This window comes from Streptomyces kanasensis, from assembly GCF_043077165.1.
In the GTDB taxonomy this organism is placed as follows: Bacteria; Actinomycetota; Actinomycetes; order Streptomycetales; family Streptomycetaceae; genus Streptomyces; species Streptomyces changanensis.
In genome coordinates this window covers 213,742-237,285 of record NZ_JBIBSF010000010.1, presented here as the reverse complement: position 1 = coordinate 237,285, position 23,544 = coordinate 213,742, and the positions used below count along the sequence as shown (strand labels likewise).

At 76.4% G+C, this 23,544-nt stretch carries 24 protein-coding genes; 13 read left to right on the top strand and 11 right to left on the bottom strand.

Annotated features, from left to right (window positions below):
- Positions 1 to 130: 130 nt before the first annotated feature.
- A complete protein-coding gene (locus ACF053_RS24630) occupies positions 131 to 1,024 on the top strand; it encodes an esterase/lipase family protein (RefSeq protein ID WP_391955938.1) in 894 nt (297 codons plus the stop codon).
- Between the two features lie 487 nt (positions 1,025 to 1,511).
- Here ACF053_RS24630 and ACF053_RS24625 read toward each other — a convergent pair whose 3' ends face one another.
- The gene (locus ACF053_RS24625) at positions 1,512 to 2,201 is read right to left on the bottom strand and encodes a response regulator (protein WP_198549398.1); all 690 of its coding nucleotides are present in this window, start codon (positions 2,199 to 2,201) and stop codon (positions 1,512 to 1,514) included.
- 126 nt (positions 2,202 to 2,327) lie between these two features.
- Between ACF053_RS24625 and ACF053_RS24620 the strand changes: the two genes are divergently transcribed.
- From ACF053_RS24620 to ACF053_RS24605, 4 genes are all read left to right on the top strand, one after another.
- Complete coding sequence (locus ACF053_RS24620) at positions 2,328 to 3,311, top strand: Bug family tripartite tricarboxylate transporter substrate binding protein (protein WP_391955937.1); 984 nt, start codon at positions 2,328 to 2,330, stop codon at positions 3,309 to 3,311.
- 113 nt (positions 3,312 to 3,424) lie between these two features.
- The gene (locus ACF053_RS24615; RefSeq protein ID WP_391955987.1) at positions 3,425 to 3,928 is read left to right on the top strand and encodes a tripartite tricarboxylate transporter TctB family protein; all 504 of its coding nucleotides are present in this window, start codon (positions 3,425 to 3,427) and stop codon (positions 3,926 to 3,928) included.
- Complete coding sequence (locus ACF053_RS24610) at positions 3,928 to 5,424, top strand: tripartite tricarboxylate transporter permease (RefSeq protein ID WP_391955936.1); 1,497 nt, start codon at positions 3,928 to 3,930, stop codon at positions 5,422 to 5,424. The genes ACF053_RS24615 and ACF053_RS24610 overlap by 1 nt, the downstream gene beginning before the upstream one ends.
- Positions 5,421 to 5,867, top strand: a complete 447-nt coding sequence (locus ACF053_RS24605; RefSeq protein ID WP_391955935.1) for a GNAT family N-acetyltransferase — start codon at positions 5,421 to 5,423, stop codon at positions 5,865 to 5,867. The genes ACF053_RS24610 and ACF053_RS24605 overlap by 4 nt, the downstream gene beginning before the upstream one ends.
- On the opposite strand, the gene ACF053_RS24600 is transcribed toward ACF053_RS24605, so the two are convergent.
- The gene (locus ACF053_RS24600; protein WP_391955934.1) at positions 5,846 to 6,319 is read right to left on the bottom strand and encodes a DUF402 domain-containing protein; all 474 of its coding nucleotides are present in this window, start codon (positions 6,317 to 6,319) and stop codon (positions 5,846 to 5,848) included. The two genes, ACF053_RS24605 and ACF053_RS24600, sit on opposite strands and share 22 nt — an antisense overlap.
- Complete coding sequence (locus ACF053_RS24595) at positions 6,300 to 7,223, bottom strand: GNAT family N-acetyltransferase (protein ID WP_391955933.1); 924 nt, start codon at positions 7,221 to 7,223, stop codon at positions 6,300 to 6,302. Before ACF053_RS24595 ends, ACF053_RS24600 begins: the two co-directional genes overlap by 20 nt.
- A 162-nt stretch (positions 7,224 to 7,385) precedes the next feature.
- Between ACF053_RS24595 and ACF053_RS24590 the strand changes: the two genes are divergently transcribed.
- Entirely contained in the window at positions 7,386 to 7,760 is a 375-nt protein-coding gene (locus tag ACF053_RS24590; RefSeq protein WP_391955932.1) for a GntR family transcriptional regulator, read from the top strand.
- 131 nt (positions 7,761 to 7,891) lie between these two features.
- On the opposite strand, the gene ACF053_RS24585 is transcribed toward ACF053_RS24590, so the two are convergent.
- Positions 7,892 to 8,983: a DUF5925 domain-containing protein gene (locus tag ACF053_RS24585; protein ID WP_391955931.1), complete on the bottom strand. Its 1,092-nt coding sequence runs from the start codon at positions 8,981 to 8,983 to the stop codon at positions 7,892 to 7,894.
- 217 nt (positions 8,984 to 9,200) lie between these two features.
- On the opposite strand from ACF053_RS24585, the gene ACF053_RS24580 reads away from it, so the two are divergent.
- Positions 9,201 to 10,010, top strand: a complete 810-nt coding sequence (locus ACF053_RS24580; protein ID WP_391955930.1) for an SGNH/GDSL hydrolase family protein — start codon at positions 9,201 to 9,203, stop codon at positions 10,008 to 10,010.
- Positions 10,011 to 10,327: 317 nt separating this feature from the next.
- On the opposite strand, the gene ACF053_RS24575 is transcribed toward ACF053_RS24580, so the two are convergent.
- Complete coding sequence (locus ACF053_RS24575; RefSeq protein ID WP_391955929.1) at positions 10,328 to 11,422, bottom strand: serine/threonine-protein kinase; 1,095 nt, start codon at positions 11,420 to 11,422, stop codon at positions 10,328 to 10,330.
- A gap of 196 nt (positions 11,423 to 11,618) precedes the next feature.
- Here ACF053_RS24575 and ACF053_RS24570 point away from each other — a divergent pair, with 196 nt between their 5' ends.
- Positions 11,619 to 11,882 carry a hypothetical protein gene (locus ACF053_RS24570; RefSeq protein WP_079047556.1) on the top strand — a complete coding sequence of 88 codons (264 nt, stop codon included), beginning with the start codon at positions 11,619 to 11,621 and terminating at the stop codon, positions 11,880 to 11,882.
- A gap of 118 nt (positions 11,883 to 12,000) precedes the next feature.
- Here the strand turns inward: ACF053_RS24570 and ACF053_RS24565 are convergent, their stop codons facing one another.
- Genes ACF053_RS24565 through ACF053_RS24555 form a run of 3 tightly spaced genes read right to left on the bottom strand, consistent with a single transcriptional unit; the run spans position 12,001 to position 14,967 of the window.
- Entirely contained in the window at positions 12,001 to 13,215 is a 1,215-nt protein-coding gene (locus ACF053_RS24565; RefSeq protein ID WP_391955928.1) for a CaiB/BaiF CoA transferase family protein, read from the bottom strand.
- 34 nt (positions 13,216 to 13,249) lie between these two features.
- Positions 13,250 to 14,032 carry an ABC transporter permease gene (locus tag ACF053_RS24560; RefSeq protein WP_391955927.1) on the bottom strand — a complete coding sequence of 261 codons (783 nt, stop codon included), beginning with the start codon at positions 14,030 to 14,032 and terminating at the stop codon, positions 13,250 to 13,252.
- Positions 14,029 to 14,967, bottom strand: coding sequence for an ATP-binding cassette domain-containing protein (locus ACF053_RS24555; RefSeq protein WP_391955926.1), 939 nt, complete (start codon positions 14,965 to 14,967; stop codon positions 14,029 to 14,031). The genes ACF053_RS24560 and ACF053_RS24555 overlap by 4 nt, the downstream gene beginning before the upstream one ends.
- 63 nt (positions 14,968 to 15,030) lie before the next feature.
- Here ACF053_RS24555 and ACF053_RS24550 point away from each other — a divergent pair, with 63 nt between their 5' ends.
- Entirely contained in the window at positions 15,031 to 15,738 is a 708-nt protein-coding gene (locus tag ACF053_RS24550) for a TetR/AcrR family transcriptional regulator (RefSeq protein WP_391955925.1), read from the top strand.
- Here the strand turns inward: ACF053_RS24550 and ACF053_RS24545 are convergent, their stop codons facing one another.
- The 3 genes from ACF053_RS24545 to hmgA form a co-directional block, all read right to left on the bottom strand.
- Positions 15,739 to 16,938, bottom strand: coding sequence for a type ISP restriction/modification enzyme (locus ACF053_RS24545; protein WP_391955924.1), 1,200 nt, complete (start codon positions 16,936 to 16,938; stop codon positions 15,739 to 15,741).
- 301 nt (positions 16,939 to 17,239) lie between these two features.
- Positions 17,240 to 17,989 carry a GntR family transcriptional regulator gene (locus ACF053_RS24540; RefSeq protein ID WP_391955923.1) on the bottom strand — a complete coding sequence of 250 codons (750 nt, stop codon included), beginning with the start codon at positions 17,987 to 17,989 and terminating at the stop codon, positions 17,240 to 17,242.
- A gap of 45 nt (positions 17,990 to 18,034) precedes the next feature.
- Complete coding sequence (gene hmgA, locus ACF053_RS24535; RefSeq protein ID WP_391955986.1) at positions 18,035 to 19,408, bottom strand: homogentisate 1,2-dioxygenase; 1,374 nt, start codon at positions 19,406 to 19,408, stop codon at positions 18,035 to 18,037.
- Positions 19,409 to 19,814: 406 nt separating this feature from the next.
- Between hmgA and ACF053_RS24530 the strand changes: the two genes are divergently transcribed.
- The 4 genes from ACF053_RS24530 (at position 19,815) to ACF053_RS24515 (ending at position 23,445) form a co-directional block, all read left to right on the top strand.
- Positions 19,815 to 20,411, top strand: a complete 597-nt coding sequence (locus ACF053_RS24530) for a hypothetical protein (RefSeq protein ID WP_391955922.1) — start codon at positions 19,815 to 19,817, stop codon at positions 20,409 to 20,411.
- On the top strand, positions 20,398 to 21,165 hold the full coding sequence (locus tag ACF053_RS24525; RefSeq protein ID WP_391955921.1) for a class F sortase: 768 nt from the start codon (positions 20,398 to 20,400) through the stop codon (positions 21,163 to 21,165). Before ACF053_RS24530 ends, ACF053_RS24525 begins: the two co-directional genes overlap by 14 nt.
- Positions 21,166 to 21,416: 251 nt before the next feature.
- Entirely contained in the window at positions 21,417 to 21,929 is a 513-nt protein-coding gene (locus ACF053_RS24520; RefSeq protein ID WP_391955985.1) for a DUF3574 domain-containing protein, read from the top strand.
- A 124-nt stretch (positions 21,930 to 22,053) separates the two neighbouring features.
- The gene (locus tag ACF053_RS24515; protein WP_391955920.1) at positions 22,054 to 23,445 is read left to right on the top strand and encodes an aldehyde dehydrogenase family protein; all 1,392 of its coding nucleotides are present in this window, start codon (positions 22,054 to 22,056) and stop codon (positions 23,443 to 23,445) included.
- Positions 23,446 to 23,544: the final 99 nt, after the last annotated feature.

Genomic DNA, 23,544 nt, shown 5'->3' with positions numbered 1-23,544 from the left:
CCCTCCTGCCGCTACCCGTACGTAACTTGGCCTGAGCGCGGCCCCCACGCCGCGCCATCCCCGCCAGTGGTCCGGGCCGCCGGGGCGTACCGCCACCGCCCTTCACCTCCAGCCGCCAGGAGACCACCCGATGCTGCCCCCGCACGCCCCCGCCCGCCTGCGCCGCGCGCTCAGAGCCCTGACCGCCGCCCTCCTCCTGACCGCCGCCGCGGTCCTCGCCCCGGCCGGCGCGGCCCAGGCCGCCGTCCCCGCCCCCACCGCCACCGACCGAGGCTGGAACGACTACGCCTGCAAGCCCTCCGCCGCGCACCCGCGCCCCGTCGTCCTCGTCCACGGCACGCTCGGCAACTCCGTCGACAACTGGCTCGGCCTCGCCCCCTACCTGGTGCGGCGCGGCTACTGCGTCTTCTCCCTCGACTACGGGCAGCTGCCCGGCGTCCCCTTCTTCCACGGCCTCGGCCCCGTCGCCGAGTCCGCCGGGCAGCTCGACGCCTTCGTCGACGGCGTCCTCGCCGCGACCGGCGCCCCCGAGGTCGACCTGGTCGGCCACTCCCAGGGCGGCATGATGCCCCGCCACTACCTGAAGTTCCTCGGCGGCGCCGCCGAGGTGAACGCCCTGGTCGGCCTCGCCCCCGACAACCACGGCACCACCCTGCTCGGCCTCACCGCGCTCCTGCCGCACTTCCCGGGCGCCGCCCACCTGCTGAACGAGAAGACCCCCGCCCTCGCCGACCAGATCGCCGGCTCACCCTTCCTGCGCCGGCTCAACGAGGGCGGCGACACCGTCCCGGGGGTCCGCTACACCGTCATCGCCACCCGGTACGACCAGGTCGTCACCCCGTACCGCTCCCAGTTCCTCGACGGGCCCGGTGTCCGCAACGTGCTCCTCCAGGACCTCTGCCCCGTCGACCTCTCCGAGCACCTGGCGATAGGGCTGGTCGACCGGGTCGCGTTCCACGAGGTCGCCAACGCGCTCGACCCGGCCCGCGCGACACCGACCACCTGCGCGTCGGTCCTCGGCTGACCCGCGTACGACCGGGAGGGGCCTTCCCCCGCGGAGTCCCGCTGCGTCCCGCTGCCCGACCGCCGCCCGTCGGGAGGCGGTCGGGCGTCGCGGACGCGGACACCCGACCACGGTTGATCCGCGACCGGATCGGGTCCGCCCGGTCCTGCCGCCCGGCCGCCACCGCCAGGTCCCGGGGAGCCCCGGAGGACGGCCCGGGGCGACCGGCGGACGGGGACGGGCAGCGGCGCGGCCCCCCGACAGCGCCGACGGCCGGAACCAGCCACCGATGCGCAGCACGCTAACCCCCGCGGAACAGGGAAACGCCTGCTCAGCGCCGTGCAGGCCGATCCTTGAGGCGCACTTGAGGTGGCCTTGAGGAGGCCCTCAGGAAGATCGCCGCCATGGACCGGGCCACCCGTGGGGGAAGCCCCGTGGGGGCCCGGGGGCCCGGGGGCCGGGGGACGCCGACGGTACGGCGGGAGCCCGGCCGCGGCCCGGGCGCGGCTCAGCCCACGGGGCGGTAGCGGCGCTCCGGGCGGCCCGTGCCGCCGTAGCGGAGGGCCACCTCGGCGCGGCCCGTCTCCGCGAAGTACTCCAGGTAGCGGCGGGCACTCACCCGGGACAGCGAGCCCGCCTCCGCGCACTCCGAGGCGGACAGCCCGGCCGGGTGCGCCCGCAGGACCCGCTCCACCAGGTCCGCCGTGTGCGCGGCCAACCCCTTCGGCAGCTCCCGGGCCGCCCGCGGCCGGGTGCCGAAGATCCGGTCGACGTCCTCCTGTCGCGCCTCGTCCAGCGCCGCGAGGCGGGTGCGGACCGACGCGGCGTGCAGCAGCTGCTCGCGCAGCGCCGCCTGGCTGAACGGCTTGATCAGGTAGTGCAGCGCACCCGCCCGCAGGGCCGAGCGGACCGTGGCCGCGTCCCGGGCCGCCGTGATGAACAGCGCGTCCGCGTGGGCGGTACCCCGCCCCGCGCGCTCCTCCTCCGCCCGTACGGCCCGCAGCACCTCGATGCCGTCCATGTCGGGCAGGTACACGTCGAGCAGCAGGAGGTCGGGGCGCAGCTCCCGGGCGGCGCGCAGCGCGTCGGCGCCGCTGTGCGCCACCCCGGCGACCTCGAAGCCGTCCACCGCGGACACGTAGCGGCCGTGCAGCTTGGCGACCATGAAGTCGTCGTCCACCACCAGCACCCTCGTCACGGGAGAACGGTAGGCCGCGACCACAAGGACCACAACGTCCGTTGGTTGCGGAACGGAGACATCTCGTTCACGCGTGGGCAACATGTGGCGCACTCCCCGGAAAACCCAGACCGAAAGGCGGCACCCGTGCGACTGCGCACTCCCCTCGCCCTGCTCGGGGCGGCGCTGCTGGTGCTCGTGGGGCCGCCGCTGCTCGAACCCGGCAGCGGCTCCGAGACCGGCACCCACATCCCCGGCCTGCGGCTCATGGTCCCCAACACCCCCGGCGGCGGCTACGACATCACCGCGCGCACCGCGGCCAGGAACGCCGAGGACGCCGGGCTGACCCGCGACGTCGAGGTCTTCAACCTGCCCGGAGCCGGCGGCACCGTCGGCCTGGCCCACCTCGTCGGCGAACACGGCAACGGCCGGATCGCCATGTCGATGGGGCTCGGCGTCGTCGGGGCCGTCCACACCAACAAGGCCCCCAGGACCCTCGCCGACACCACGCCCATCGCCCGGCTCACCGAGGAGCAGGACATCGTCGTGGTGTCCAAGGACTCCCCGTACCGGACCCTCCGCGACCTCCTCGCCGCCTGGCGGGCGAACCCCGGCAAGCTGCCCGTCGGCGGCGGCTCGTCGCCCGGCGGCCCCGACCACCTCGCACCGATGCTCATGGCGCAGGCCGCCGGGATCGCCCCCCGGTCGGTCAACTACGTGCCCTTCGACGGCGGCGGCGAGCTCCTCGCCTCGATCCTCGGCGACAAGGTCGCCTTCGGCGTCTCCGGCGTCGGCGAGTACCTCGACCAGATCCAGGCGGGCGAGCTCCGGGTCCTGGCCGTCACCGGCGCCGAGCGGGTCCCCGGTCTCGACGCCCCCACCCTCCGCGAGTCCGGGCTCGACACCGAGTTCACCAACTGGCGCGGCATCGTCGCCCCGCCGGGACTGACCGAAGCCGAACGCGACCGGCTCGTCGCCCTCGTCACCGCCCTGCACGCCTCGCCGCAGTGGCGCCGGTCGCTGGAGGAGAACGGCTGGACGGACGCGTTCCTCGCCGGGGACGCCTTCGGCACGTTCCTGGAGCGGCAGGACCAGCGCGTCGCCGACGTACTGAAGGAGCTCGGACTGTGAGCACCCCCACCTCCCGGCCGGGCGGCCCCGCCCCGCACGGCACCCCCGGGCCCCACGGCGGCACCCCCGGCCCGCGGGGCGGCGCCCCCGGGTCCGACGGCGGCGCCCCCGCCGTGCGGAGCCGCCGCGCCTGGCTGCGCGACCACTCCGAGCTCGGCGTCGGCGTCCTGCTGCTGCTCCTCGGCGTCCTCGTCCTCACCGACGCCCTCACCATGAGCGTCGACATCTCCCAGCGCGGCCCCGTCGGCCCCCGCACCGTGCCCCTCGTGGTCGGCGCCGGACTGGTCCTCGTGGCCGTCCTCCTCACCGTCGACGTCCTGCGCGGCGGGCGCGGCGAGGCCGAGGGCGGCGAGGACGTCGACCTGTCCGAACCCGGCGACGCGCGCACGGTGCTGCTGCTCGTCGGCGTGTTCCTCGGCAACGCCGTCCTCATCGAACCGCTCGGCTTCCCGATCTCCGGCGCGCTCCTCTTCTGGGGCTCCGCGTACGCCCTCGGCAGCCGCCGCACCGACCGCGACCCGCTCGTCGCGGCCGTGCTCTCCCTCGTCACCTACGTCGTCTTCGACCACCTGCTCGGCGTCCCGCTCCCCGGCGGCCCCCTCATGGGAGTGATCTGATGGATTCCCTGAACTCCCTCGTCGACGGCTTCGGCACCGCCCTCACCCCCCTCAACCTGCTGTGGGCGGCGGTCGGGGTCCTCCTCGGCACCGCCATCGGCGTCCTGCCCGGCATCGGTCCCGCCATGGCCGTCGCCCTGCTCCTGCCCGTCACCTACGGCCTGGAGCCGACCGGCGCGTTCATCATGTTCGCCGGCATCTACTACGGCGCCATGTTCGGCGGCTCCACCACGTCGATCCTGCTGAACACCCCCGGCGAGAGCGCCGCCGTGGTCGCCGCCATCGAGGGCAACCCCATGGCGAAGTCCGGCCGCGGCGCCCAGGCCCTCGCCGCCGCGGCCGGCGGCCACTTCGCCGGCGGCATGATCGGCACCGTCCTGCTGGTCGCGCTCGCCCCGGCCGTCGCCGCGCTCGCCGTCGACATCGGCGCGCCCGACTACTTCGCGATCATGGTGCTGGCCTTCATCGCCGTCACGTCCGTCCTCGGCTCCTCCCGCATCCGGGGGCTGGCCTCCCTGCTGGTCGGGCTCAGCATCGGCCTCGTCGGCCTGGACCGGATGACCGGCCGGCCCCGGCTCACCTTCGGCTCCCTCCAACTCGCCGACGGCATCGACGTCGTCATCGTGGCGGTCGGCCTCTTCGCCATCGGCGAGGCCCTCTGGGTCGCCGCCCACCTGCGCCGCGGCACCGCCGACGCCCTGCCCGTCGGCCGGCCCTGGCTCGCCCGCTCCGACCTGCGCCGCACCTGGAAGCCGTGGCTGCGCGGCCCCCTCATCGGCTTCCCGTTCGGCGCCATACCCGCCGGCGGCGCCGAGATCCCCACCTTCCTGTCGTACGTCACCGAGAAGCGGCTCTCCCGCCACCGCGACGAGTTCGGGCGCGGCGCCATCGAGGGCGTCGCCGGGCCGGAGTCCGCCGCGTCGGCGTCGGCCGCCGGCACCCTGGTCTCGATGCTGACGCTGGGCCTGCCCACCACGGCCGTCGCCGCCGTCATGCTCGCGGCGTTCCAGCAGTACGGCATCCAGCCCGGGCCGCTGCTCTTCGAACGCGAACCGCAGCTGGTGTGGGGGCTGATCGCCTCCCTCTTCGTCGGCATGGTGCTCCTGCTCGCGCTGAACCTGCCGCTGGCCCCGCTGTGGGCGAGGCTCCTGCGCATCCCCCGCCCCTACCTGTACGCGGGCATCCTCTTCTTCGCCTCCGTCGGCGCCTACGCGGTCGGCGGGGAGGCCCTCGACCTGGTGGTGCTGCTCGTCATCGGCCTGATCGGCTTCGGCATGCGGCGTTACGGCCTGCCGGTGCTGCCCGCCGTCATCGGCGTCATCCTCGGGCCGGCCGCCGAACAGCAGCTGCGCCGCGCCCTCCAGATCAGCGACGGCAGCCTCACGGGCCTCGTCGACACGCCGTTCTCCGTCACCGTCTACTGCGTCGTCGCGCTGCTGCTGACCTGGCCCCTGATCAGCAGGGCACTCGCCCGCCGCCGTAACCTGACGTCGTGACCGACGCCGTTCGCCCCGCCGACCCCACCGACGTCCCCGCCGTACGGGACGTCACCGATGCCGCCTACCGCCACTACATCGCCCGGATCGGTGTCGTCCCGGCGCCGATGGAGGCGGACCACGCGGCGGACGTGGCGGCGGGGCGGGTGTTCGTCACCGGCGCACCGGTCCGGGGGCTGGTCGTCGTGCGGACCGAACCCGACCACCTGTACCTCGACAGCGTCGCCGTCCACCCCGACGCCCGGGGCACGGGCCTCGGCCGCCTCCTCCTCGCCTTCGTCGAGGACCGTGCCCGCGCCCTGGGCCGCCCCGAGGTGCGGCTGCTGACGAACGCCATGATGTGGGAGAACCAGGCGATGTACGAGCGGTACGGCTACGAGGTCGTGGAGCGCCGTGCCGACGGCCCCTACGACCGCGTCCACTACCGCAAGGCGCTGCCCTGACGGGCCATGGCCTCCAGGGCGTCCAGGGCCCGCGCCGCGCGGGCCGCGGCGGCGGGGTCGCGGTCGGCGAGGCCGCTGGCGGCGAACTCGTCCTCGTCCAGCCGCAGCACCCGCGTCCGGTCCGCCGACACCCACAGGTCCAGGTCCAGGTCCTCGACGACCACCTCGGCGGCGGTCACCTCGGCGGGCCGGGTGATGTCGCAGTACCAGCCCTTCAGCGTGCCGTCGGCGGCCCGGACCTCCTTGACGGAGTACCACCGGTCCCGCCCGTAGTGCTCCGTGAAGACGTCGCCCGGCTCGAACCGCACGAACCCGAAGTCCCGCACTCCCTCGCCCGCCCACGCGGCGCGCACCGTCAGCAGCGTGCCGTCGTCGGAGAGGACCTCCGCCGGGTAGCGGATCTTCGTGCGGCCCGCCTTGACGAGCACGACGTCAACCGAGCGTGCGGACATGTCCGACCTCCGTGGCGCAGACGCGGTAGCCGAGCCGCCGGTTGACGGCCAGCATCGGGGCGTTGGTGGAGTCGTTGCTCGTGTACGCCGACCGGAAGCCGGCGGCGCGCGCCCGGCGCAGCGAGTCCGTCTTGGCGAGCGCGGCGAGGCCGCGGCCGCGGTGGGCGCGGCGCGTGCCGGTCATCCCGGAGACGTAGCGGGTGGCGCCGTCGGTGTGGGCGGCGGTGAACGCCGCCACCTCCCCGTCCACGAGCACCACCGTGCTGAGCCGCTGGTCGAGGAGCGGGTCCCCCCAGGTGTCGCGGAGCCAGCCGGCGTAGTCGTCCGACACCACCGGCACATCGGTCGGTTCGTCCGCCACCACCTCGGCGTCCGCCTCGAACAGCGGGCGCGGGTCGGCCGCGAAGTCCGCCGCCGTCCGCAGCTCCACCCCAGGCGCCAGGGCCGCGGCGGGGTCCGGCAGGGCGGCCGCGGCCAGGTCCAGCAGCTGGTAGCGCATGGTGCGGGCGGACAGGTAACCGCGCCGCTCCGCGAACGACCGGCACTCCGGACGGTCCGCCACCCACGTGTGCGCGGCCCGTGCCCCGGCGGCGACCAGGTGCTCCTCGGCGGCCGCCAGCAGCCGACCTCCCACCCCGCGCCCGCGGTGGTCCGGGTGGACCCCCGCGGAGACGTGCCCCTGCCCGGGCTCCGGGCTCTCGTGGGTGATGCCGGCGCCGGCCCAGCCGACGGCCTCGCCGTCCCGCTCGGCCACCAGCAGGCGGTAGCGGCGGGCGGGTGGCGAGGCCACGACGTCGAACAGCACCGACGCGGGCGTCGTCACCACGTACGGCGCGCAGGCCCGGCGCACCCGGGTGACCCCGGGCGCGTCCTCGGGGCGGAACTCACGCACGATCACGCTCATGCCCGGGACGCTACGCGCGCCCCCGCCCGCGCCGCCTCCCGTTTTCCGCCGCGCGGGAGACGGGGTGCCGGGTGGCGGTGGCCTTCGTCGTGGGTGCCGGGCCCGCCGCGGAACCCCCGCCGCGTGGGGGAGGAGTCGCCGGGGTGGGGGAGAATCGGGCCCGTGACGCTGAAGCTCGCCCTCGACCAGGACACGGCCACCCCGCCGTACGAACAACTGCGCGCCCAGATCGCGGAGCAGGCCAGGACCGGTCGGCTCGCGGTCGGCGCGAAGCTGCCGACCGTGCGCGGCCTCGCCCAGGAGCTGGGCCTGGCGGCGAACACCGTCGCCAAGGCGTACCGCGCGCTGGAGGCCGACGGGGTGATCGAGACCCGGGGCCGGGCCGGCACGTTCGTCGCCGCCGCGGGCGACGCCGCCGAGCGCCACGCCGCCGCGGCGGCCGCCACGTACGTCCGGGAGGCCCGGCGGCTGGGCCTGTCGCGGGCCGAGGCGCAGGCGGCGGTGGCGGAGGCCCTGCGCGCCGGCTACGGCGGCTGACCCCGCGGCCCCGGGCCCCTGACGTCCCCCGCCCCTGGCGTCCCCCGCCCCTGGCGCGCGTGGGCGGAGCCGTGCGGGCCGTCCGAGCCGCGCGCCGGCCGTGCGGGCGCGCGCCAGGCGTCGGGCGTCGCCTACAGGTACAACCCGGCCTCGCGGGAGCGTGGTTCCGGCAGGGCCGTCGGGGACGTGCCGCGGCGCAGCGCGTACAGCTCGGCGAGGGTGGCCCCGTCCCGGCCGACCCCCTCCTCGGTCCCCAGCCACCCCACGGCCTCGGCCCGGCTCAGCGGTCCGACCTCGATGCGGGCCAGGCACCGTCCGGGCCGGACCACGGCGGGGTGCAGCCGCTCCAGGTCCTCGTTGGTGGTGACGCCGACCAGGACGTTGCGCCCCTGCCCCAGCAGCCCGTCCGTCAGGTTCAGCAGCCGCGACAGGGCCTGGCCCGCGGTGTGCTTGGCCTCGCCGCGGATCAACTCGTCGCAGTCCTCCAGCAGGAGCAGCCGCCAGCGGCCCTTGCCCGTGCCGTCGTCCTCGCCGATCGCGATGTCCATCAGGTAGCCGGTGTCGCCGAAGAGCCGCTCCGGGTCGAGGACGCAGTCCACCTGGCACCAGTCCCGCCAGGACCGGGCGAGCGTGCGCAGGGCGGAGGTCTTGCCCGTGCCCGGCGGGCCGTGCAGGAGCAGCAGCCGCCCGGTGACGTCGTCGGGCGTGACCTTCATCAGCCGGTCCAGCGCGTCCGCCACCGGGGCGGTGTAGTTGGGCCGCACCTCGTCCCACGCGCCCGCGGCGATCTGCCGCGTCGTGCGGTGCGGGCCGCGCCGGGGCGACAGGTACCAAAAGCCCATGGCGACGTCGTCCGGGCGCGGTTCGGGCTCGTCCTGGGCGTCGCGCGTGGCGTCCGCGAGCACCCGTTCGGCGAGCGCCTCGTCGACCGCGGTGACCGTGACGTCCGCGCCCCGGTTCCAGCGCGAGACCAGCAGCGTCCACCCGTCGCCCTCGGCGAGGACGGCGCTGCGGTCGTCGGCGCGGGCGGAGCGCAGCACCGTGGCACCCGGCGGCAACAGCGTGGACCCGGACCTGACGCGGTCGAGGCTGCGGCTGCGCGAGTGCGGCTGCTCTCCCGTCGCGAACCGGCCGAGGAACAGCGCGTCCACGACGTCGGACGGGGAGTCGCTGTCGTCGACGGTGAGCCGGATCGGCAGGGCGTCCTGAGGGTTGGCTGACATGGGGCCATGATCCGACACGTCCGCGCCCACCGCACCGCCTTTAGGCCACCGCCGTCCCTCCGGCGGGTCGCGTGCCACAGGGGTGTACGGCGTGCGCCGGCGTGGTGACGCGCGCCTCCCCGAGCGGGTGAACTCCCCGGCGTTTTCCGCGTTTTCTCTTGGCATGGACACGGCGCACTGTCACAGTCCAGGCAGAGATCCTGCTGAAGGGGGTTGCATGAAAACGTCCCGCTCCGCCGCCCTGGTGTCCTCGCTCCTCCTGGGAGCCGCACTGACCCTCACCGGGGCGGGGGCCGCGCAGGCCGACTCCTCGGCCGCCGCCGTCGACTACGTGGCCCTCGGCGACTCCTACTCCTCCGGTGTCGGAGCCGGCGCCTACGACGCCACGAGCGGCTCCTGCAAGCGCACCACGCGGGCCTACCCCGCCCTCTGGGCGGCCGCGAACTCACCCTCGTCGTTCGCCTTCACCGCCTGCTCGGGCGCTCGTACGGGTGATGTGACAGCGAATCAGCTCGGTCCGCTCACGAGCGGGACGGACCTCGTCTCCCTCACGATCGGAGGCAACGACGCCGGCTTCGCCGACGTGATGACCACCTGCGTGCTGCAGTCCGAGGCCACCTGCGTCGCGCGCGTCGACGAGGCGAAGCGCTTCGTCGACACGACCCTGCCCGGCCGCCTCGACTCCGTGTACTCCGCCATCCGGGCCAAGGCGCCGTCCGCCCGTGTCGTCGTCCTCGGCTACCCCCGCTTCTACAAGCTCGGCGGGTCCTGCGTGGCGGGGCTCACCGAGAACGAGCGCCGTGCCATCAACGGCGCCGCCGACCACCTCAACACGGCCACCGCCAAGCGCGCCGCCGACCACGGCTTCACCTTCGGAGACGTCGTGCCGACCTTCACCGGCCACGAGATCTGCTCCGGCGCCCCCTGGCTCCACAGCGTCAACTGGGTGAACATCGGAGAGTCGTACCACCCGACGGCCGGCGGGCAGTCGGGTGGCTACCTGCCGGCCTTCCGCAACGCCGTCTGACCCGCCCCGCGCGCGGACCGGGTCCGGGCCACCGCGCCCGGATCCGGCCCGCGCGCCGTCCGGAGCGTGCGGCCCTCCGGCCGCGCGCCCGTCCCCGCCGGTACCGTCCGGCCCGCGCGTCGGGGGCCGCTTCCGTTCCCGCGCCGTCCGGTCCGCGTGCCCGGCCGTGCCGGCGCGGTCCGGCCCGGCCCGCGCGTCGGCTCCCCCGCCCGCCCGCCCGCCCCATCCCGTCCCGACCAGCCCCGCCCCGACCCGTTCTCGTCCGCCCCGCTCCGCCCCGCCCGGTTCCGTCCGGCCCGGCCGCGACCGCCTCCGCCCTACCGCAGGGCGACGTACACCAGCCCGGCCACGACCAGTCCGACGACGACCACCACCAGCCCCACCGCGCTCACGGCCACCGAGGCCCGCCGCCCCGGCACCTCCGCACCGCCCCCGCCCCCCGCCGGTCCGCCCGTCAGCTCCGGCCCCGGTCCCCGGCCCGCGTCCGGCCCCGCGCCGCCCGCCGGGTCGTCCCCGTCGGGCCGTCGCGCGCGTCCGGCCCCCTCCTCCCCGTGCCGCCCGGGGCGGTGCCCCGACGCCCGTACGGTACGGGCCGGGCCGCCCGCGCCCGCCGCGTCCAGCAGCCGCGCCGCCTCCTCCGCCGACGGGCGCACGGCCGGGTCCCGGCGCAGCAGCGCCCCGACCACCGGGGCGAGGCCGCCCGCCCCGCGCGACGACAGCGGCCCGTCCGCGCCGCCCGCACCCTGCGCACCGCTCCCGCCGGCCGCGCCGGTCGCGTCGCCGCCCGCCGGCGGGCGGCCCTCCACCGCCGCGTACAGCAGCGCCCCCAGCGACCACAGGTCGCCCGCGGGCGTGGCGGTCCCTCCCGGCCCGCACTCGGGCGCCCGGTACCCCGGCCCGCCGCCCGGACCCGCGGCCGGCGCGGTCCCGAAGTCCGTCAGGGCCACCCGGCCGTCGTTGCCCAGCAGTACGGCGCCCGGCGCCACCGCGCCGTGCGGCACGCCCGCCGCGTGCGCCGCGCGCAGCGCCTCCAGCACCTCCGCGCCGACGCGCGCCGCCCGGTGCGGCGGCAACGGCCCCTCCGCCTCCAGCGTCTCGGCCAGCGTCAGCCCCCGCACCAGCTCCGTCACGAGCCAGGGCCGGCCGTCCTCCACCACGACGTCGAACACGGCGACCGCGTTCGGGTGCGCGACCCGGGTCGCCTCCCGCGCGTCCCGCTCCACGCCCTCCGCCGCCCGTCCCCCGCCGGCGTCCCCCGCCCCGCGCGGCAGGCGCACCTCACGCACGGCGACGTCGTGGCCCCGCACCTCGTCACGGGCCCGCCACACCACGCCCGCGCCGTCCTCGCGCAGCGGGTCGGCCAGCCGGTACCGCCCGCCCACCAGCCTTGCCCCGTAGGCTTCTTGACTCACGGCGGCCTCCTTCCACGTCGTCGGCGGACACCAGGAGGCTGTCCAACTCGCCGTGGAACCAGACATATTCGGAGCGTGACCGTCAACGCCCGTATCCGAGCCGCGAATCCCCGTACCGGGATACACGACTGCGAGGTGGGGACGATAGGGTTAACGTTGGCCCGGGCCGGGTGCCCTTGTACGGGTGGGGAGTGTCATGGATCAGATAACAGTGCGCAGCAGGCCACGCGTGCCTGCCATCACCTGCGGGAGCAGCGCGACGAGTTCGCGCCTCGACCGCCACCTCGCGGTTCTGGGAGGTCCGGCCATCCCGCAGCGCGAGGCCGCCGAGGCCACCTTGCTCATGCGCGAGCTGACGGCGCGTGATGTTGCGCACAGTCACCGCAGCCGGGGCGCCCGGGTCTCGCTCTTCGCGCCGCTGCGCCGGCTGCGCCGCTCCCTCTTCGGCAACCACGGCTGAGACGGGCGGGGGACCGGTACCGGCCCCGCCCGTCGGGCGCCACGGCGGGGGCCCGACCCGGCAGCTCCCCCGGGGGGCCGTCCCCCGCCCGCCGGCCCCGGCCCGCGTCACCGCCGCGTCACGCGACCACGCCGTCCCGGCGCAGCCGCGCACGCTCCGGCTCGTCCAGCCCGAGTTCGCCCAGGACGGCGTCCGTGTGCTCGCCCAGCGCGGGTACCGCTCCCATCAGCGGTTCCGGCCCGCCCGGCAGGGTGATCGGCGGCAGCAGCGCCCGCAGCGGACCCACCGCCGACTCGACCTCCCGCCACCGGTCCCGCGCCGCGAGCTGCGGGTGCGCCACCACGTCGGCCACCGTGTTGAGCCGCGCGCAGGCGATGCCCGCCGCCTCCAGCCGCTCCACCGCCTCCGCCGTGTCCAGCGCGGCCAGCGCCCCGCCCACCACCGCGTCGGTCCGCTCCCGGTTCGCCACCCGGGCCCCGTTCGTCGCGAACGCCGGGTCGTCGCCCAGCTCCGGGCGGCCCAGTACCCCGCCCGCCAGCCGGCGCCACTCCCGGTCGTTCTGCACCGACAGCAGCACCTGCCCGCCGTCCGCCGTCGGATAGGCGTCGTACGGGGCGATGACGGCGTGCGCGACCCCCGTGCGCGCCGGGGCCTCACCCCCGTGCATCCCGTGGTGCAGCGGATGGCCCATCCACTCGGCCAGCGACTCCAGCATCGAGATCTCCACCGGCCCGCCGAGCCCCGTCGTCGCCCGCCGCAGCAGCGCCGCCAGCACCCCAGAGAACGCGTACATCCCCGCCGCGATGTCGGCCGCGGGGACGCCCGCCTTCACCGGCTGCTCCGGCGTGCCCGTCACCGACACGAGCCCCGCCTCGCACTGCACGAGCATGTCGTACGCCCGCTTGTGCGCGTACGGGCCGCCCGCGCCGTACCCGGAGACGTCGACCGCCACCAGGCGCGGGTGGGCCGCGCAGAGCGTCGCCGCGTCCAGCCCCAGGCGCGCCGCCGCGCCCTGCGCCAGGTTCTGCACGAACACGTCGGCCCGCGCCACGAGTCGGCGCACGAGGGCGATGCCGCGCGGGTCCTTCAGGTCGACGGCGAGGGACTCCTTGCCGCGGTTGCACCAGACGAAGTGGGAGGCGAGTCCGCGCGCGGCGGTGTCGTAGCCGCGCGCGAAGTCGCCGCCGTCCGGCCGCTCGACCTTGATGACCCGGGCGCCGAGGTCGGCGAGCTGACGGGTGGCGAAGGGCGCCGACACCGCCTGCTCGACGGCGACGACCGTGACGCCGTCGAGCGGCAGGGGGAGCGGCCGGGGCCGCTGGTGGGTGCTCATGACAGCCGTGCCTACCGTGTACGGACCACCTTTGTCACCCCTTCGGGTGGGCGTAGCGGCGTACCGCGAGCGGCGCGCAGACCGCGATGACCAGCAGCGACCAGGCGAGGGCGCCCGCCACGGGGTGGGCGACCGGCCACGCCGCGTCCGCGGGGACGGGCGCGTTGCCGCACAAGTGCCGTACCGCCGTGGCGACGGCCGAGATCGGGTTCCACTCGGCGACCGTGCGCAGCCACCCCGGCATGCCGTCGGCGGGGATGTACGCGTTCGACAACAGCGGCAGCATGAAGGTGGCGCTGCCCAGTTGCCCGGCCGCCTCCTCGCTGCGCGACGCGAGCCCCAGCAGGATCCCGACCCATGCGGCCGCGAACCGGAACAGCAGCAGCACCCCGAAGGCGCCGGCGGCCTCCCAGGGGCCGCCCTCGATCCGCCAGCCCATCGCGAGACCCACGAGGAGCAGCGGCACCAGCCCGACGGCCGTGGTCACGAGGTCGGCCGCCGCCTGACCCAGGGGCACCGCCGCCCGGCTCATCGGCAGCGTGCGGAAGCGGTCCATCACGCCCCGGTGGGAGTCCTGGGCCGCGGTGAACATGCCGGTCATGATGCCGTTCGCGGCCGTGGCGACCAGCATCCCCGGCACCAGGAAGGCGCGGTACTCGGCACCCGGCACGGCCAGCGCGCCGCCGAAGACGTAACCGAAGAAGAGCAGGAAGACGATCGGCATCGTCTGCGTCATCACCAGCATCGCCGGGGCGTGCCGGATCCGCTGGAGGTGGCGGCCGAGGACGGCGCCCCCGTCGTGCAGGAGCGCGCTCACGCGGCGACCCCCTCGCGGGCGGTGAGGCGCAGGAACACCTCGTCCAGTGTGGGCGGGCGCAGCGCGGCGTCCACGATCAGCACGCCCGCCGCGTCGAGTTCGCGCACGACGCGCGGGAGGGTGAGCGTCGGGTCCGTGGTGACGGCCCCGACGGTGCGGGCCTCCCCGTCGAGGACGGGCTCGGAGCCGGTCAGCCGGTCGAGGACGGCCGCGGCGGCGTGCAGCCCGGACGGGTCGGCGAGGACCACCTCCGCGTAGCTGCCGATCATCGCCTTGAGTCCGGCCGGTGTGCCGCTGTGCGCGGCCCGGCCCCCGTCGACGAGCACGATGTCGTCGGCCAACTGGTCGGCCTCCTCCAGGTACTGGGTGGTGAGCAGCACGGTCGTGCCCCGGGACGCCAACCCCCGTACGGCGTCCCGAATGGCGTTCCGGCTGCGCGGGTCGAGGCCGGTGGTCGGCTCGTCCAGGAAGAGGACGTCGGGCCGGACGAGCAGGCTCGCGGCCAGGTCCAGGCGCCGGCGCATGCCGCCGGAGTAGGTGCGCGCGGGCCGGTCGGCCGCGCCGGTCAGGCCGAACTCCTCCAGCAGCTCGTCGGCGCGGGCGCGGCCCGCCCGCAGCACCCGGGCGAAGAGGCGGAGGTTCTCGCGGCCCGTGAGGTCCCCGTCGACGGAGGCGTACTGGCCCGTGACGCCGATGCGGCGGCGCACGGCGGCGGGGTCGCGCACCACGTCGTGGCCCGCGACCCGGGCGCTGCCGGAGTCGGGGGCCGTCAGCGTGGTCAGGACCCGTACGGCGGTGGTCTTGCCGGCGCCGTTGGGCCCGAGGATCCCGCAGACGCTGCCCTCCCGGACGGCGAGGTCGAGGCCGCGCAGGGCGTGGACGTCCCCGTAGCGCTTCTCCAGACCCTCACTAAGTACGGCGTACGTAGTTGTCATGGGGAGACCGTACCGCACTACGTACGGTGTACGTAACTACGATGGGGGGCGAGGTGATGATCGATGGCGGGCCGAGCGGCCGTACCCGAAGTGATCTGGGCACGCCCCGAGCGCACGGGCCGGGGTCCCCGACCGGCCCACAGCCGGGCGGACATCGCGGCGGCGGCGGTCCGGATCGCGGACGCCGACGGGATCGACGGCGTGTCGATGCGGCGCGTGGCCGGCGAGCTCGGCTGCGGCACCATGTCGCTCTACAACTACGTGACCGGCAAGGCGGACCTGTACGAGCTGATGGTCGACGCGGTGAGCGGCGAGTACGAGCTGACCGACGAGCCCAGCGGCGACTGGAAGGCCGACATGCTCGGGCTGGGCCGGCAGACCCGGGCCATCCTGTACCGGCACCCCTGGCTGATCCGCGTGATGTCGACGGTGTACGGCTCCAGCCCCAACGCCCTGCGCTACCTGGAGTTCTGCCTCGGCTGCCTGGCCCCGCTCGACGCGCCGGGCGGCACCAAGATGGAGCTGATCGCGATGGTCAACGGCACGGCCATGATGACCGTCGCGAACGAGCTCGCCCTGGCCGAGCGCACGCGCGCCCTGCCGTGGTCGGCGGAGCAGGAACAGGCCGCCCGCGCCGCCTACCTCGCCCGGCAGGTGGCGGGCGGGGCGTACCCGCGCCTCGCCGAGCTGCTCGCCGGGGCGCCGGCGCCCGAGGACCCCGACGGCGCCTTCGACCGCGCCCTGCGGCGGCTGCTGGACTCCTTCGGCTAGCTACAGCAGGGCGAGTTGCCCCTCGGGGCCCTCCTCCGTCCGGTCCAGGACCGAGGCCGGGCGGCGGGCCGCGTCCGGGACGGGCAGGACACCGGCCGCGCGCAGGTCGGCGCGGGTCACCGGCTCCATCCCGGACAGGTCCGGGCGCTCCGCCTCCAGCTCCGACTGGAGGGCCAGCACCGTGATCAGCTCCAGCAGCTCCGACGTCCACTCCGGGGGCCACGCGGCGGGGCCGATCGCCTCCAGCGTGCCCGGCTCGGCGGGAGCGGTGCGGTGCGCGAACCACAGCTCCAGCACCCGCCCCCCGCCCACCCGGTACTCCCACGCCCCGGCCGGCACGGGCGCGATCCGGCCCCCGTCGCCGACGAGCAGCGCCTCGCCCTCCGCGTCGTACACGAGCCCCCGCGGCCGCTCCGGCAGCGCGGCCCGCACGTAGGGGCGCCGCCCACCCGGCAGCCGCGGGCGCGCGCCGCCGCGGGCGCCGCGCGACTGCACCTCCGCCATGCGGCGGCCCAGCGCCACACCGGCCGCCCAGACGGCCGCGTCGGCGGGCAGCGGCACGGTGCACCCGCCGGGGGAGGGGCGGGCGGCGGCCAGCGCCCAGGCCGGCAGCTCCTCGGGGGCCACCGCGCGGCCGTACCGCGCGCCCAGCAGCTCCAGCAGCCCGGGCGCGACGTTCGGTTCGCGCCCGCCCGGCCGCCGGTACAACGGCCTGATGCGGCCCGGACGGCCCGCCGGTGAGCGGCCGTCCGGCAGCGCGGCCGTCACCAGCAGCGCCGGACCCGGCGCCTGCGGCACGTACCCCTGCTCGACGGCGAACAGCTGCCGCCCGTCGGCCACGCGCCACAGCTCCGGACGGGCCGCGTCGAGCAGCCGGTGGTCGGGCAGCAGCCACTGCTCGTCGAACGGCCCGTGCGCGAGCCGCACCGGCTCCGGGCAGGGGCCCGTCTCCCGCGCGAACCGCGCCGTTCCCGTCCGCTGCCCCGGCAGGGCGGCGACCGCACTCGTGAGGGTCCGGGCCCGGCTGGGCCGGAACAGGGTCTCCCGCTCGTCGCCGCCGGCCCGGACCAGCGCGTCCCACCGGGCCCGCAGCGTCCGCGCGTCCGGGGCGACGACCCACGGCCGGCCCAGCCGCAGCGGCGCCACCGACCAGGGCATCAGGTCGTCGAGCAGGGGCACGTCATCCGTCACGGGGCGCATGCTAATGACCGCGCCCCGTCGCTTCCACCGTGGCGGCGGCCACCCGCCGACCGGTCCGGGCCGCCGCGATCTCCGGGCACGCCCCCGACGGCCGCCCCGGCCGCTCCGCGCCCCGGCCGCCGTCGGTGAACCGCCTGTCCCGGGCACCCCGGCCGCCGTCGGGGCGCTGCCCACCCCGGGCACCCCGGCCACCCTCGGGACCCCGCCGACACCGGGCGCGCCGGGCGCCGTCGGGGCGCTGCGGCCCCGGCGCCCCGGCCGCCGCCGTCGGTGCACCGCCCGGCGGCCACCACGGCCCCGCTCAGTCCGCCTCGACGGTGACCGTGAAGGAGAACCGGTCGCCCCGGTACCGGATGCGCGCCACGTCCACCACCCGGCCGTCCTCGTCGTACGTCACGCCCGTGTAGTGCAGGATCGGCGACAGCAACGGCACCTGGAGCAGCTCGGCCGTCGCGGGGTCCGCGAGCCGCGCCTCGACCGTGTCCGTGATCCGGCTGATCCGCACCCCGACCGCGTCCCGCAGCACCTTCGTCATCGGCCACCGCTCCAGGTCGGCCAGGCCGATCGCGGCCGCGACCTCCGGGCGGACCGCGTTCTCCGCCCAGTTCGTCGGCTCGCCCGTCTCCGCGTCCCGGCGCAGCCGCCGGTACGTGACGACCTCCCGCAGGTCCGGGAAGTGCTCGGCCAGCTCGCCGGGGACCGGCTGCGGACCGTGCCCGAGCACCGTCGTCCGCTCACCCGACTGCTGCGCGACGATCGCGTCGATCGAGCCGAGCAGCCGGCGCGGGGCGCTGCGCCGGGCGCCCGGCTCGATGAAGGTGCCGCGCCGCCGGTGCCGGCTGATCAGCCCTTCCTCCTCCAGCTCCTTGAGCGCCTGCCGCATGGTCAGCACGCTCACCCCGTAGTGCGCCGCCAGCTGCTCCTCGGTGGGCAGGCGCAGCGACGCGTCCGGGGAGCGCCCCAGTATCGAGGCGCGCAGGGACTGGGACACCTGGTACCACAGCGGCAGCTTGCGGTTCAGGACCAGGGAGTCGGGGGCGAAGGCGGACACGGCATCTCCGGAGGGCTGGGTGCGGTGTACGACCCACGTGACGTACTACGCGCGGAAGTGGCGCTCCAGACCCTGCCACACGTCGTCGTACCCCCGCTGCAGGTGGTCGGCCCCGGCCGCCTGGGCCGTGGTCGTCAGCGGCCAGCGCGTCTCGAACATGAAGGCCAGGCCGTCGTCGATCCTCTGCGGCGCCAGTTCGGCGGCGCTGGCGCGGTCGAACGTCTCCCGGTCGGGGCCGTGCGCCGACATCATCGTGTGCAGTGAGCCGCCGCCCGGTACGAAGCCCTCGGCCTTGGCGTCGTACGCGCCCTCGATAAGGCCCATGTACTCGCTCATGACGTTGCGGTGGAAGTACGGCGGGCGGAAGGTGTCCTCGCCGACCAGCCAGCGCGGCGCGAAGACGACGAAGTCCACCCCGGCCAGGCCGGGGGTGTCGGACGGCGAGGTGAGGACGGTGAAGATCGACGGGTCCGGGTGGTCGTAGGAGATCGTCCCGATGACGTTGAAGGTACGCAGGTCGTAGACGTACGGGACGTGGTTGCCGTGCCAGGCGACGACGTCCAGCGGGGAGTGGTCGTACGTCGCGGCCCAGAGGTTGCCGCAGTACTTGTTCACCACCTCCACCGCGCCCTCGACGTCCTCGTACGCGGCGACCGGGGCGCGGAAGTCGCGCGGGTTCGCCAGGCCGTTGGCGCCGATCGGGCCCAGGTCGGGGAGCTCGAAGGGCCGGCCGTAGTTCTCGCAGACGTAGCCGCGTGCGGTGTCGTCGAGCAGCTCCACGCGGAAGCGGACCCCGCGCGGGACGAGGGCCACCTCGCCGGGGCGGGCGGCGAGGACGCCGAACTCGGTGCGCAGCAGCAGGCCGCCGCGCTCGGGCACGATCAGCAGCTCGCCGTCGGCGTCGCTGAACACCCGCTCCATGGAGGTGTCGGCGTGGTAGAGGTGCACGGCCACGCCGGTGCGCCGGGTCACGTCGCCGTTGCCGCCGAGGGTCCACAGGCCCGCCAGCCAGTCCGTGCCGGGCGCGGGCGCGGGGAGGGGGTTCCAGCGCAGCCGGTTCGGGTCCGGGACGGTCTCCGTGAAGGGCGCCGAGCGCAGCGCGCCGTTGTCGACGCGGGTGAAGGGCGGGTGCGCGGCGGACGGCCGGATCCGGTACAGCCACGACCGCCGGTTGCGGACCCGCGGCTCGGTGAAGGCGCTGCCGCTCAGCTGCTCCGCGTACAGCCCGAGCGGGGCCCGCTGCGGCGAGTTGCGGCCGTGCGGCAGGGCGCCGGGGACCGCCTCCGACTGGTGCTCGTTGCCGAAGCCGGAGAGGTACTCCAGACCCTCGGCCGTCCTGCGGGCCCGCTCGCGCGCCGGCGGGTCCACCCGTCGGTCCGCCTGCCCGCCCGTCTGCCCCGCCCGTACGGCGCCGCCCATGGTCATCGCCCGCTCCTGCCGCTCAAGAATTCCTCTGTATGACCGTAGGATTCCGCGACCCCCGCCGTCAACGGGGGGCAGGGGGTCCGGTGGCCGGGGGAGTGGGACGACCGGGCGGGCCGGGCGGTTCCCCGAGGGCCGTGCCCCTCGCCGTACGGCCGGGCCGCGCGGGCCCGCCTCGTGGCGCCCGCCCGGCGGCCGGGACGGTGGGGCCCGGTCGGCCGGCGGTGCGGCGCGGGCCGACCGGCCGTGGTCCCGGCGGGGGGCTGTGCGGCCCGCCGCCGCCCATTGCGCCGACCGGGCGAACCGGGTCGGCGCGCCGCCCGTGACGCCGGATACGCCCGAGAGGTAACAGATATTCAGATTATCGGTTGATCCGCCCGACTCCCTCATGGAGGAACCCCTCATGACCGCAGCCCGACCACTCCTGCGCACGGCCGTCGCCGGACTCGTCCTCACCGGCACCGCCCTCGGCGGCGCGCCCGCCGCCGTGGCCGCACCCGGGGACAACGGCGACGTCAAGATCCACAGCAACAGCACCTCGCCGCTCGACCAGCGCAACGAGCCCAAGGTCTGCAGCTTCTACCTCGCCGCGTTCAACTTCGACGGGCTCCAGCAGGTCGGCTACACCATCGCGCCGCAGCCCATGAAGGCCGGCGACCCCAACGTCCAGGGCGCGATCACCCTCTCCCCGACCGGAACCGGCCACACCGACGAGCTCTCGCTCCCCGACGGCATGTACAAGCTCACCTGGACGTTCGTGGGCGCCACCGGTGCCGGCAAGACGAAGGTGTTCCAGGTCGACTGCCCCGACGGCACCGACACGACCGGGGAGGAGGAGACCCCGCGCGGCGCCGTCGGCGCGGGCGGCGGCGGCATGGCGGAGGCGCCGCCGGAGGAGGGTTCGGCGTTCGGCGTCGGAGCGGCGCTCGCGGCCGGCCTGGCGGGCACCGCCGGGCTGATCCTCGTCCGTCGTCGCCGTCGCGCCGATGGCGCCGCGTAGGCCCGGCCACACACGGTTCACCCGCCGGCAGCGGCGCCTGCTCCGCCTCGCCAGGACGGCGGCGGCGACGGCGGCGCTGGTCGCCGGCGGGGTCTGGTGGGCCCAGGACGACGCGCGGTCCGGGGCCCTCCGACCCGTGGCGGCCCCGCAGCAGGCCACGACCCCGGCCGCGCCGGCGCCAGGGGCGGCGGGCGGGGCGGGGCCGCGGGCCGTCCGCCCGCCGCCCGCGCCCACCGCGCGACCGACGCCCACCGCGAAACCGCCGCCCGCCCCCCTCGGCCCGTCGCCCGCCGCGCGGCTCGCCATCCCGGCCATCACCATCGAGGCCCCCGTCATCGGCCTCGGCCTGGACGCCACCGGCCGGCTGCGCTCCCCGCCGGTCGACGACCCACGCCTCGTCGGCTGGTACGACGGCGGGCCCACGCCCGGCGAGAAGGGCACGGCCGTCGCCGTCGGCCACCGCGACACCCGCACGGGGGCCGCCGTCTTCCTCGACCTCCACTCGCTGAAGCGCGGCAACACCGTCCGGGTCACCCGCCTGGACGGGCTGACGGCCGTCTTCACGGTCGACCGCGTGCGGACGTACGGCAAGGAGAAGTTCCCCGACGAGGAGGTGTACGGGTCCACCGGCCGCCCCGAGCTGCGCCTGCTGACCTGCGGCGGGGCCTTCGACCCCAAGAAGGGGTACGCCGCCAACGTCGTCGTCTTCGCCCACCTCACCGACGTCCTCCGGGCGGGCGCCGACCGGGCGTGAACCGGCGGGCCCGCGCCTCCCCGAGGGAGCGCGCGGGTCCGCCGCGCCGTTCACCGGCGCCCGGCCGCGCGGACCGCCGGACGCCGGGCGGGGTCCCTGCCGCCGGGGGACCGGCCCGGCGCCGCCCGTCACCCACCGAGGAGCCCCGCATGTCCGCACCGGCCTCGCCTTCCGCCGCCGTGCCGCCCTCCGCCGCCACGTCCGTCCCGCCTTCCGCCGCCACGCCGGCCCCGGCCCCGGCGGCCGGCCCCGTGCCGGTGCCCGCCCGCGCGCCGGTCGCCCGCGGCGCCCGGGCCCGGGGCCGTACCGCCCTCGCCGCCGCCGCGCTCCTCCTCGCGGCGGGCGCCCCCACCGCGTACGCCGCGCTCGACGACGGCGCGAGTCCCGCCGCGCCCGCCCCCGGCACGCCGGGCGCCACCGTCCCCGCCGGGGCCCGCGCCCACGCCGAGACCCGCCTGCTCTTCGGCACCGAGCGGTCCGACGGCGGCCGCGCGGTGACCGACCGGCAGTTCACGGAGTTCGTCGACCGCGTGGTCACCCCGCTCTTCCCCGCCGGGCTCACCGTCCAGGAGGGGCGCGGCCAGTGGCGCGACGACTCCGGCCGGATCCGGCGGGAGCGCTCGTACGAGCTGGTGCTGCTGTACCCGGCCGCCGACGCGGCCGTCGCCCACCCCCGCGTCGAGCGCGTCCGCGAGAGCTACCGGCGGGCCTTCGGGCAGGAATCCGTCGCGCGCGTCGACGACCGGGTGCGGGTCGACTTCTGAGCGGTCGCGGATGGCAGGATCGTGCCCACCCGCCACCGCCACCCCCTGGCGGCGGAAAACTACCGCCGCTAGTTTGGTCGGCGACGGACGACAGGCACAGCGAGTCAGGCCGAAGGAGACAGCGATGAAGGTCCACGACGGGATGTACATCGACGGCGCGTGGCGGCCCGCCGCCGGTGCCGGCACCATCGCCGTGGTGAACCCGGCGACCGAGGAGGTCATCGCCGAGGTGCCGGCGGGTTCGGCGCAGGACGTGGACGCCGCCGTGCGCGCCGCCCGGGCGGCCTTCCCCGCCTGGTCCGCCACCACCCCCGCCGAGCGCGCCGCCCGCCTCGCCGCCCTGCGCGACGCCCTCGCGGCCCGCCAGGACGAGATCGCGGCGACGGTCACCGCCGAGCTCGGCGCCCCGCCCAAGCTCGCCCACGCGGTCCACGCCGGGCTGCCGGTCACCGTCACCGGGTCGTACGCCGACCTCCTGGCCACGTACCCGTTCGAGGAGAAGGTCGGCAACTCGACCGTGCTGCTGGAGGCGGTGGGCGTCGTCGGCGCCATCACCCCCTGGAACTACCCGCTCCACCAGCTCGTCGCCAAGGTCGCCCCGGCCCTCGCGGCCGGCTGCACGGTCGTCGTCAAGCCGGCCGAGGAGACCCCGCTCACCGCCCGGCTCTTCGCCGAGTGCGTCGACACGGCCGGCTTCCCGCCGGGCGTCCTCAACCTCGTCACCGGCCTCGGCCCCGTCGCCGGCCAGGCGCTCGTCGAGCACGAGGGCGTCGACCTCGTCTCCTTCACCGGCTCCACCGCCGTGGGCCGGCGCATCGGGGCCACGGCCGGCGGCGCGGTCAAGCGGGTCGCCCTCGAACTCGGCGGCAAGTCCGCGAGCGTCATCCTGCCCGGTGCCGACCTGGCCAAGGCGGTCACCACCAGCGTCGCCAGCGTCATGTCCAACTCCGGCCAGCGATGCAACGCCTTCAGCCGCGTCCTCGTCCGCGCGGACCGCTACGAGGAGGCCGTGGCGCTCGCCGCCGAGGCCGTCGCCGCGTACCGGCCGGGCGAGCGCCTCGGCCCGCTGGTCAGCGCCGCGCAGCGGGACCGGGTCGTCGCGTACGTCGAGAAGGGCGTCGCCGAGGGCGCCCGCCTCGTCGCCGGGGGCCCGCGGCCGCCGCTGGACCGGGGCTACTACGTGGCGCCGACCGTCTTCGCCGACGTCACCCCCGACATGACCATCGCCCAGGAGGAGATCTTCGGCCCGGTCGTGGCGTTCCTCCGGTACGAGGACGAGGAGGACGCCCTGCGCATCGCCAACGGCACGGTGTACGGCCTCGCCGGGGCCGTCTGGGGCGAGCCGGAGGCGGCCGTGGCCTTCGCCCGCCGCATGGAGGCGGGTCAGGTCGACATCAACGGCGGCCGCTTCAACCCGCTCGCCCCCTTCGGCGGCTACAAGCAGTCCGGTGTCGGCCGCGAGCTCGGCGCGCACGGCCTCGCCGAGTACCTGCACACCAAGTCCCTCCAGTTCTGATCCCCGGGGCCGGGGCCCGGGCCGCGAGCTCCGACCCCGAGCCCCGGGGCTCCCACCCCGACCCCCGATCCGCCGAGCTCCGGGACTCCGCACCACCCC

What these genes read in the sequence shown, in the direction of transcription:
- ACF053_RS24630 (WP_391955938.1), top strand. Translation starts at nt 131, where the DNA reads ATGCTGCCCCCGCACGCCCCCGCCCGCCTGCGCCGCGCGCTCAGAGCC.
- ACF053_RS24610 (WP_391955936.1), top strand. Translation starts at nt 3,928, where the DNA reads ATGGATTCCCTGAACTCCCTCGTCGACGGCTTCGGCACCGCCCTCACC.
- ACF053_RS24600 (WP_391955934.1), bottom strand. Translation starts at nt 6,319, where the DNA reads ATGTCCGCACGCTCGGTTGACGTCGTGCTCGTCAAGGCGGGCCGCACG.
- ACF053_RS24595 (WP_391955933.1), bottom strand. Translation starts at nt 7,223, where the DNA reads ATGAGCGTGATCGTGCGTGAGTTCCGCCCCGAGGACGCGCCCGGGGTC.
- ACF053_RS24585 (WP_391955931.1), bottom strand. Translation starts at nt 8,983, where the DNA reads ATGTCAGCCAACCCTCAGGACGCCCTGCCGATCCGGCTCACCGTCGAC.
- ACF053_RS24580 (WP_391955930.1), top strand. Translation starts at nt 9,201, where the DNA reads ATGAAAACGTCCCGCTCCGCCGCCCTGGTGTCCTCGCTCCTCCTGGGA.
- ACF053_RS24570 (WP_079047556.1), top strand. Translation starts at nt 11,619, where the DNA reads ATGGATCAGATAACAGTGCGCAGCAGGCCACGCGTGCCTGCCATCACC.
- ACF053_RS24565 (WP_391955928.1), bottom strand. Translation starts at nt 13,215, where the DNA reads ATGAGCACCCACCAGCGGCCCCGGCCGCTCCCCCTGCCGCTCGACGGC.
- ACF053_RS24555 (WP_391955926.1), bottom strand. Translation starts at nt 14,967, where the DNA reads ATGACAACTACGTACGCCGTACTTAGTGAGGGTCTGGAGAAGCGCTAC.
- ACF053_RS24550 (WP_391955925.1), top strand. Translation starts at nt 15,031, where the DNA reads ATGGCGGGCCGAGCGGCCGTACCCGAAGTGATCTGGGCACGCCCCGAG.
- ACF053_RS24545 (WP_391955924.1), bottom strand. Translation starts at nt 16,938, where the DNA reads ATGCGCCCCGTGACGGATGACGTGCCCCTGCTCGACGACCTGATGCCC.
- hmgA (WP_391955986.1), bottom strand. Translation starts at nt 19,408, where the DNA reads ATGGGCGGCGCCGTACGGGCGGGGCAGACGGGCGGGCAGGCGGACCGA.
- ACF053_RS24530 (WP_391955922.1), top strand. Translation starts at nt 19,815, where the DNA reads ATGACCGCAGCCCGACCACTCCTGCGCACGGCCGTCGCCGGACTCGTC.
- ACF053_RS24525 (WP_391955921.1), top strand. Translation starts at nt 20,398, where the DNA reads ATGGCGCCGCGTAGGCCCGGCCACACACGGTTCACCCGCCGGCAGCGG.
- ACF053_RS24515 (WP_391955920.1), top strand. Translation starts at nt 22,054, where the DNA reads ATGAAGGTCCACGACGGGATGTACATCGACGGCGCGTGGCGGCCCGCC.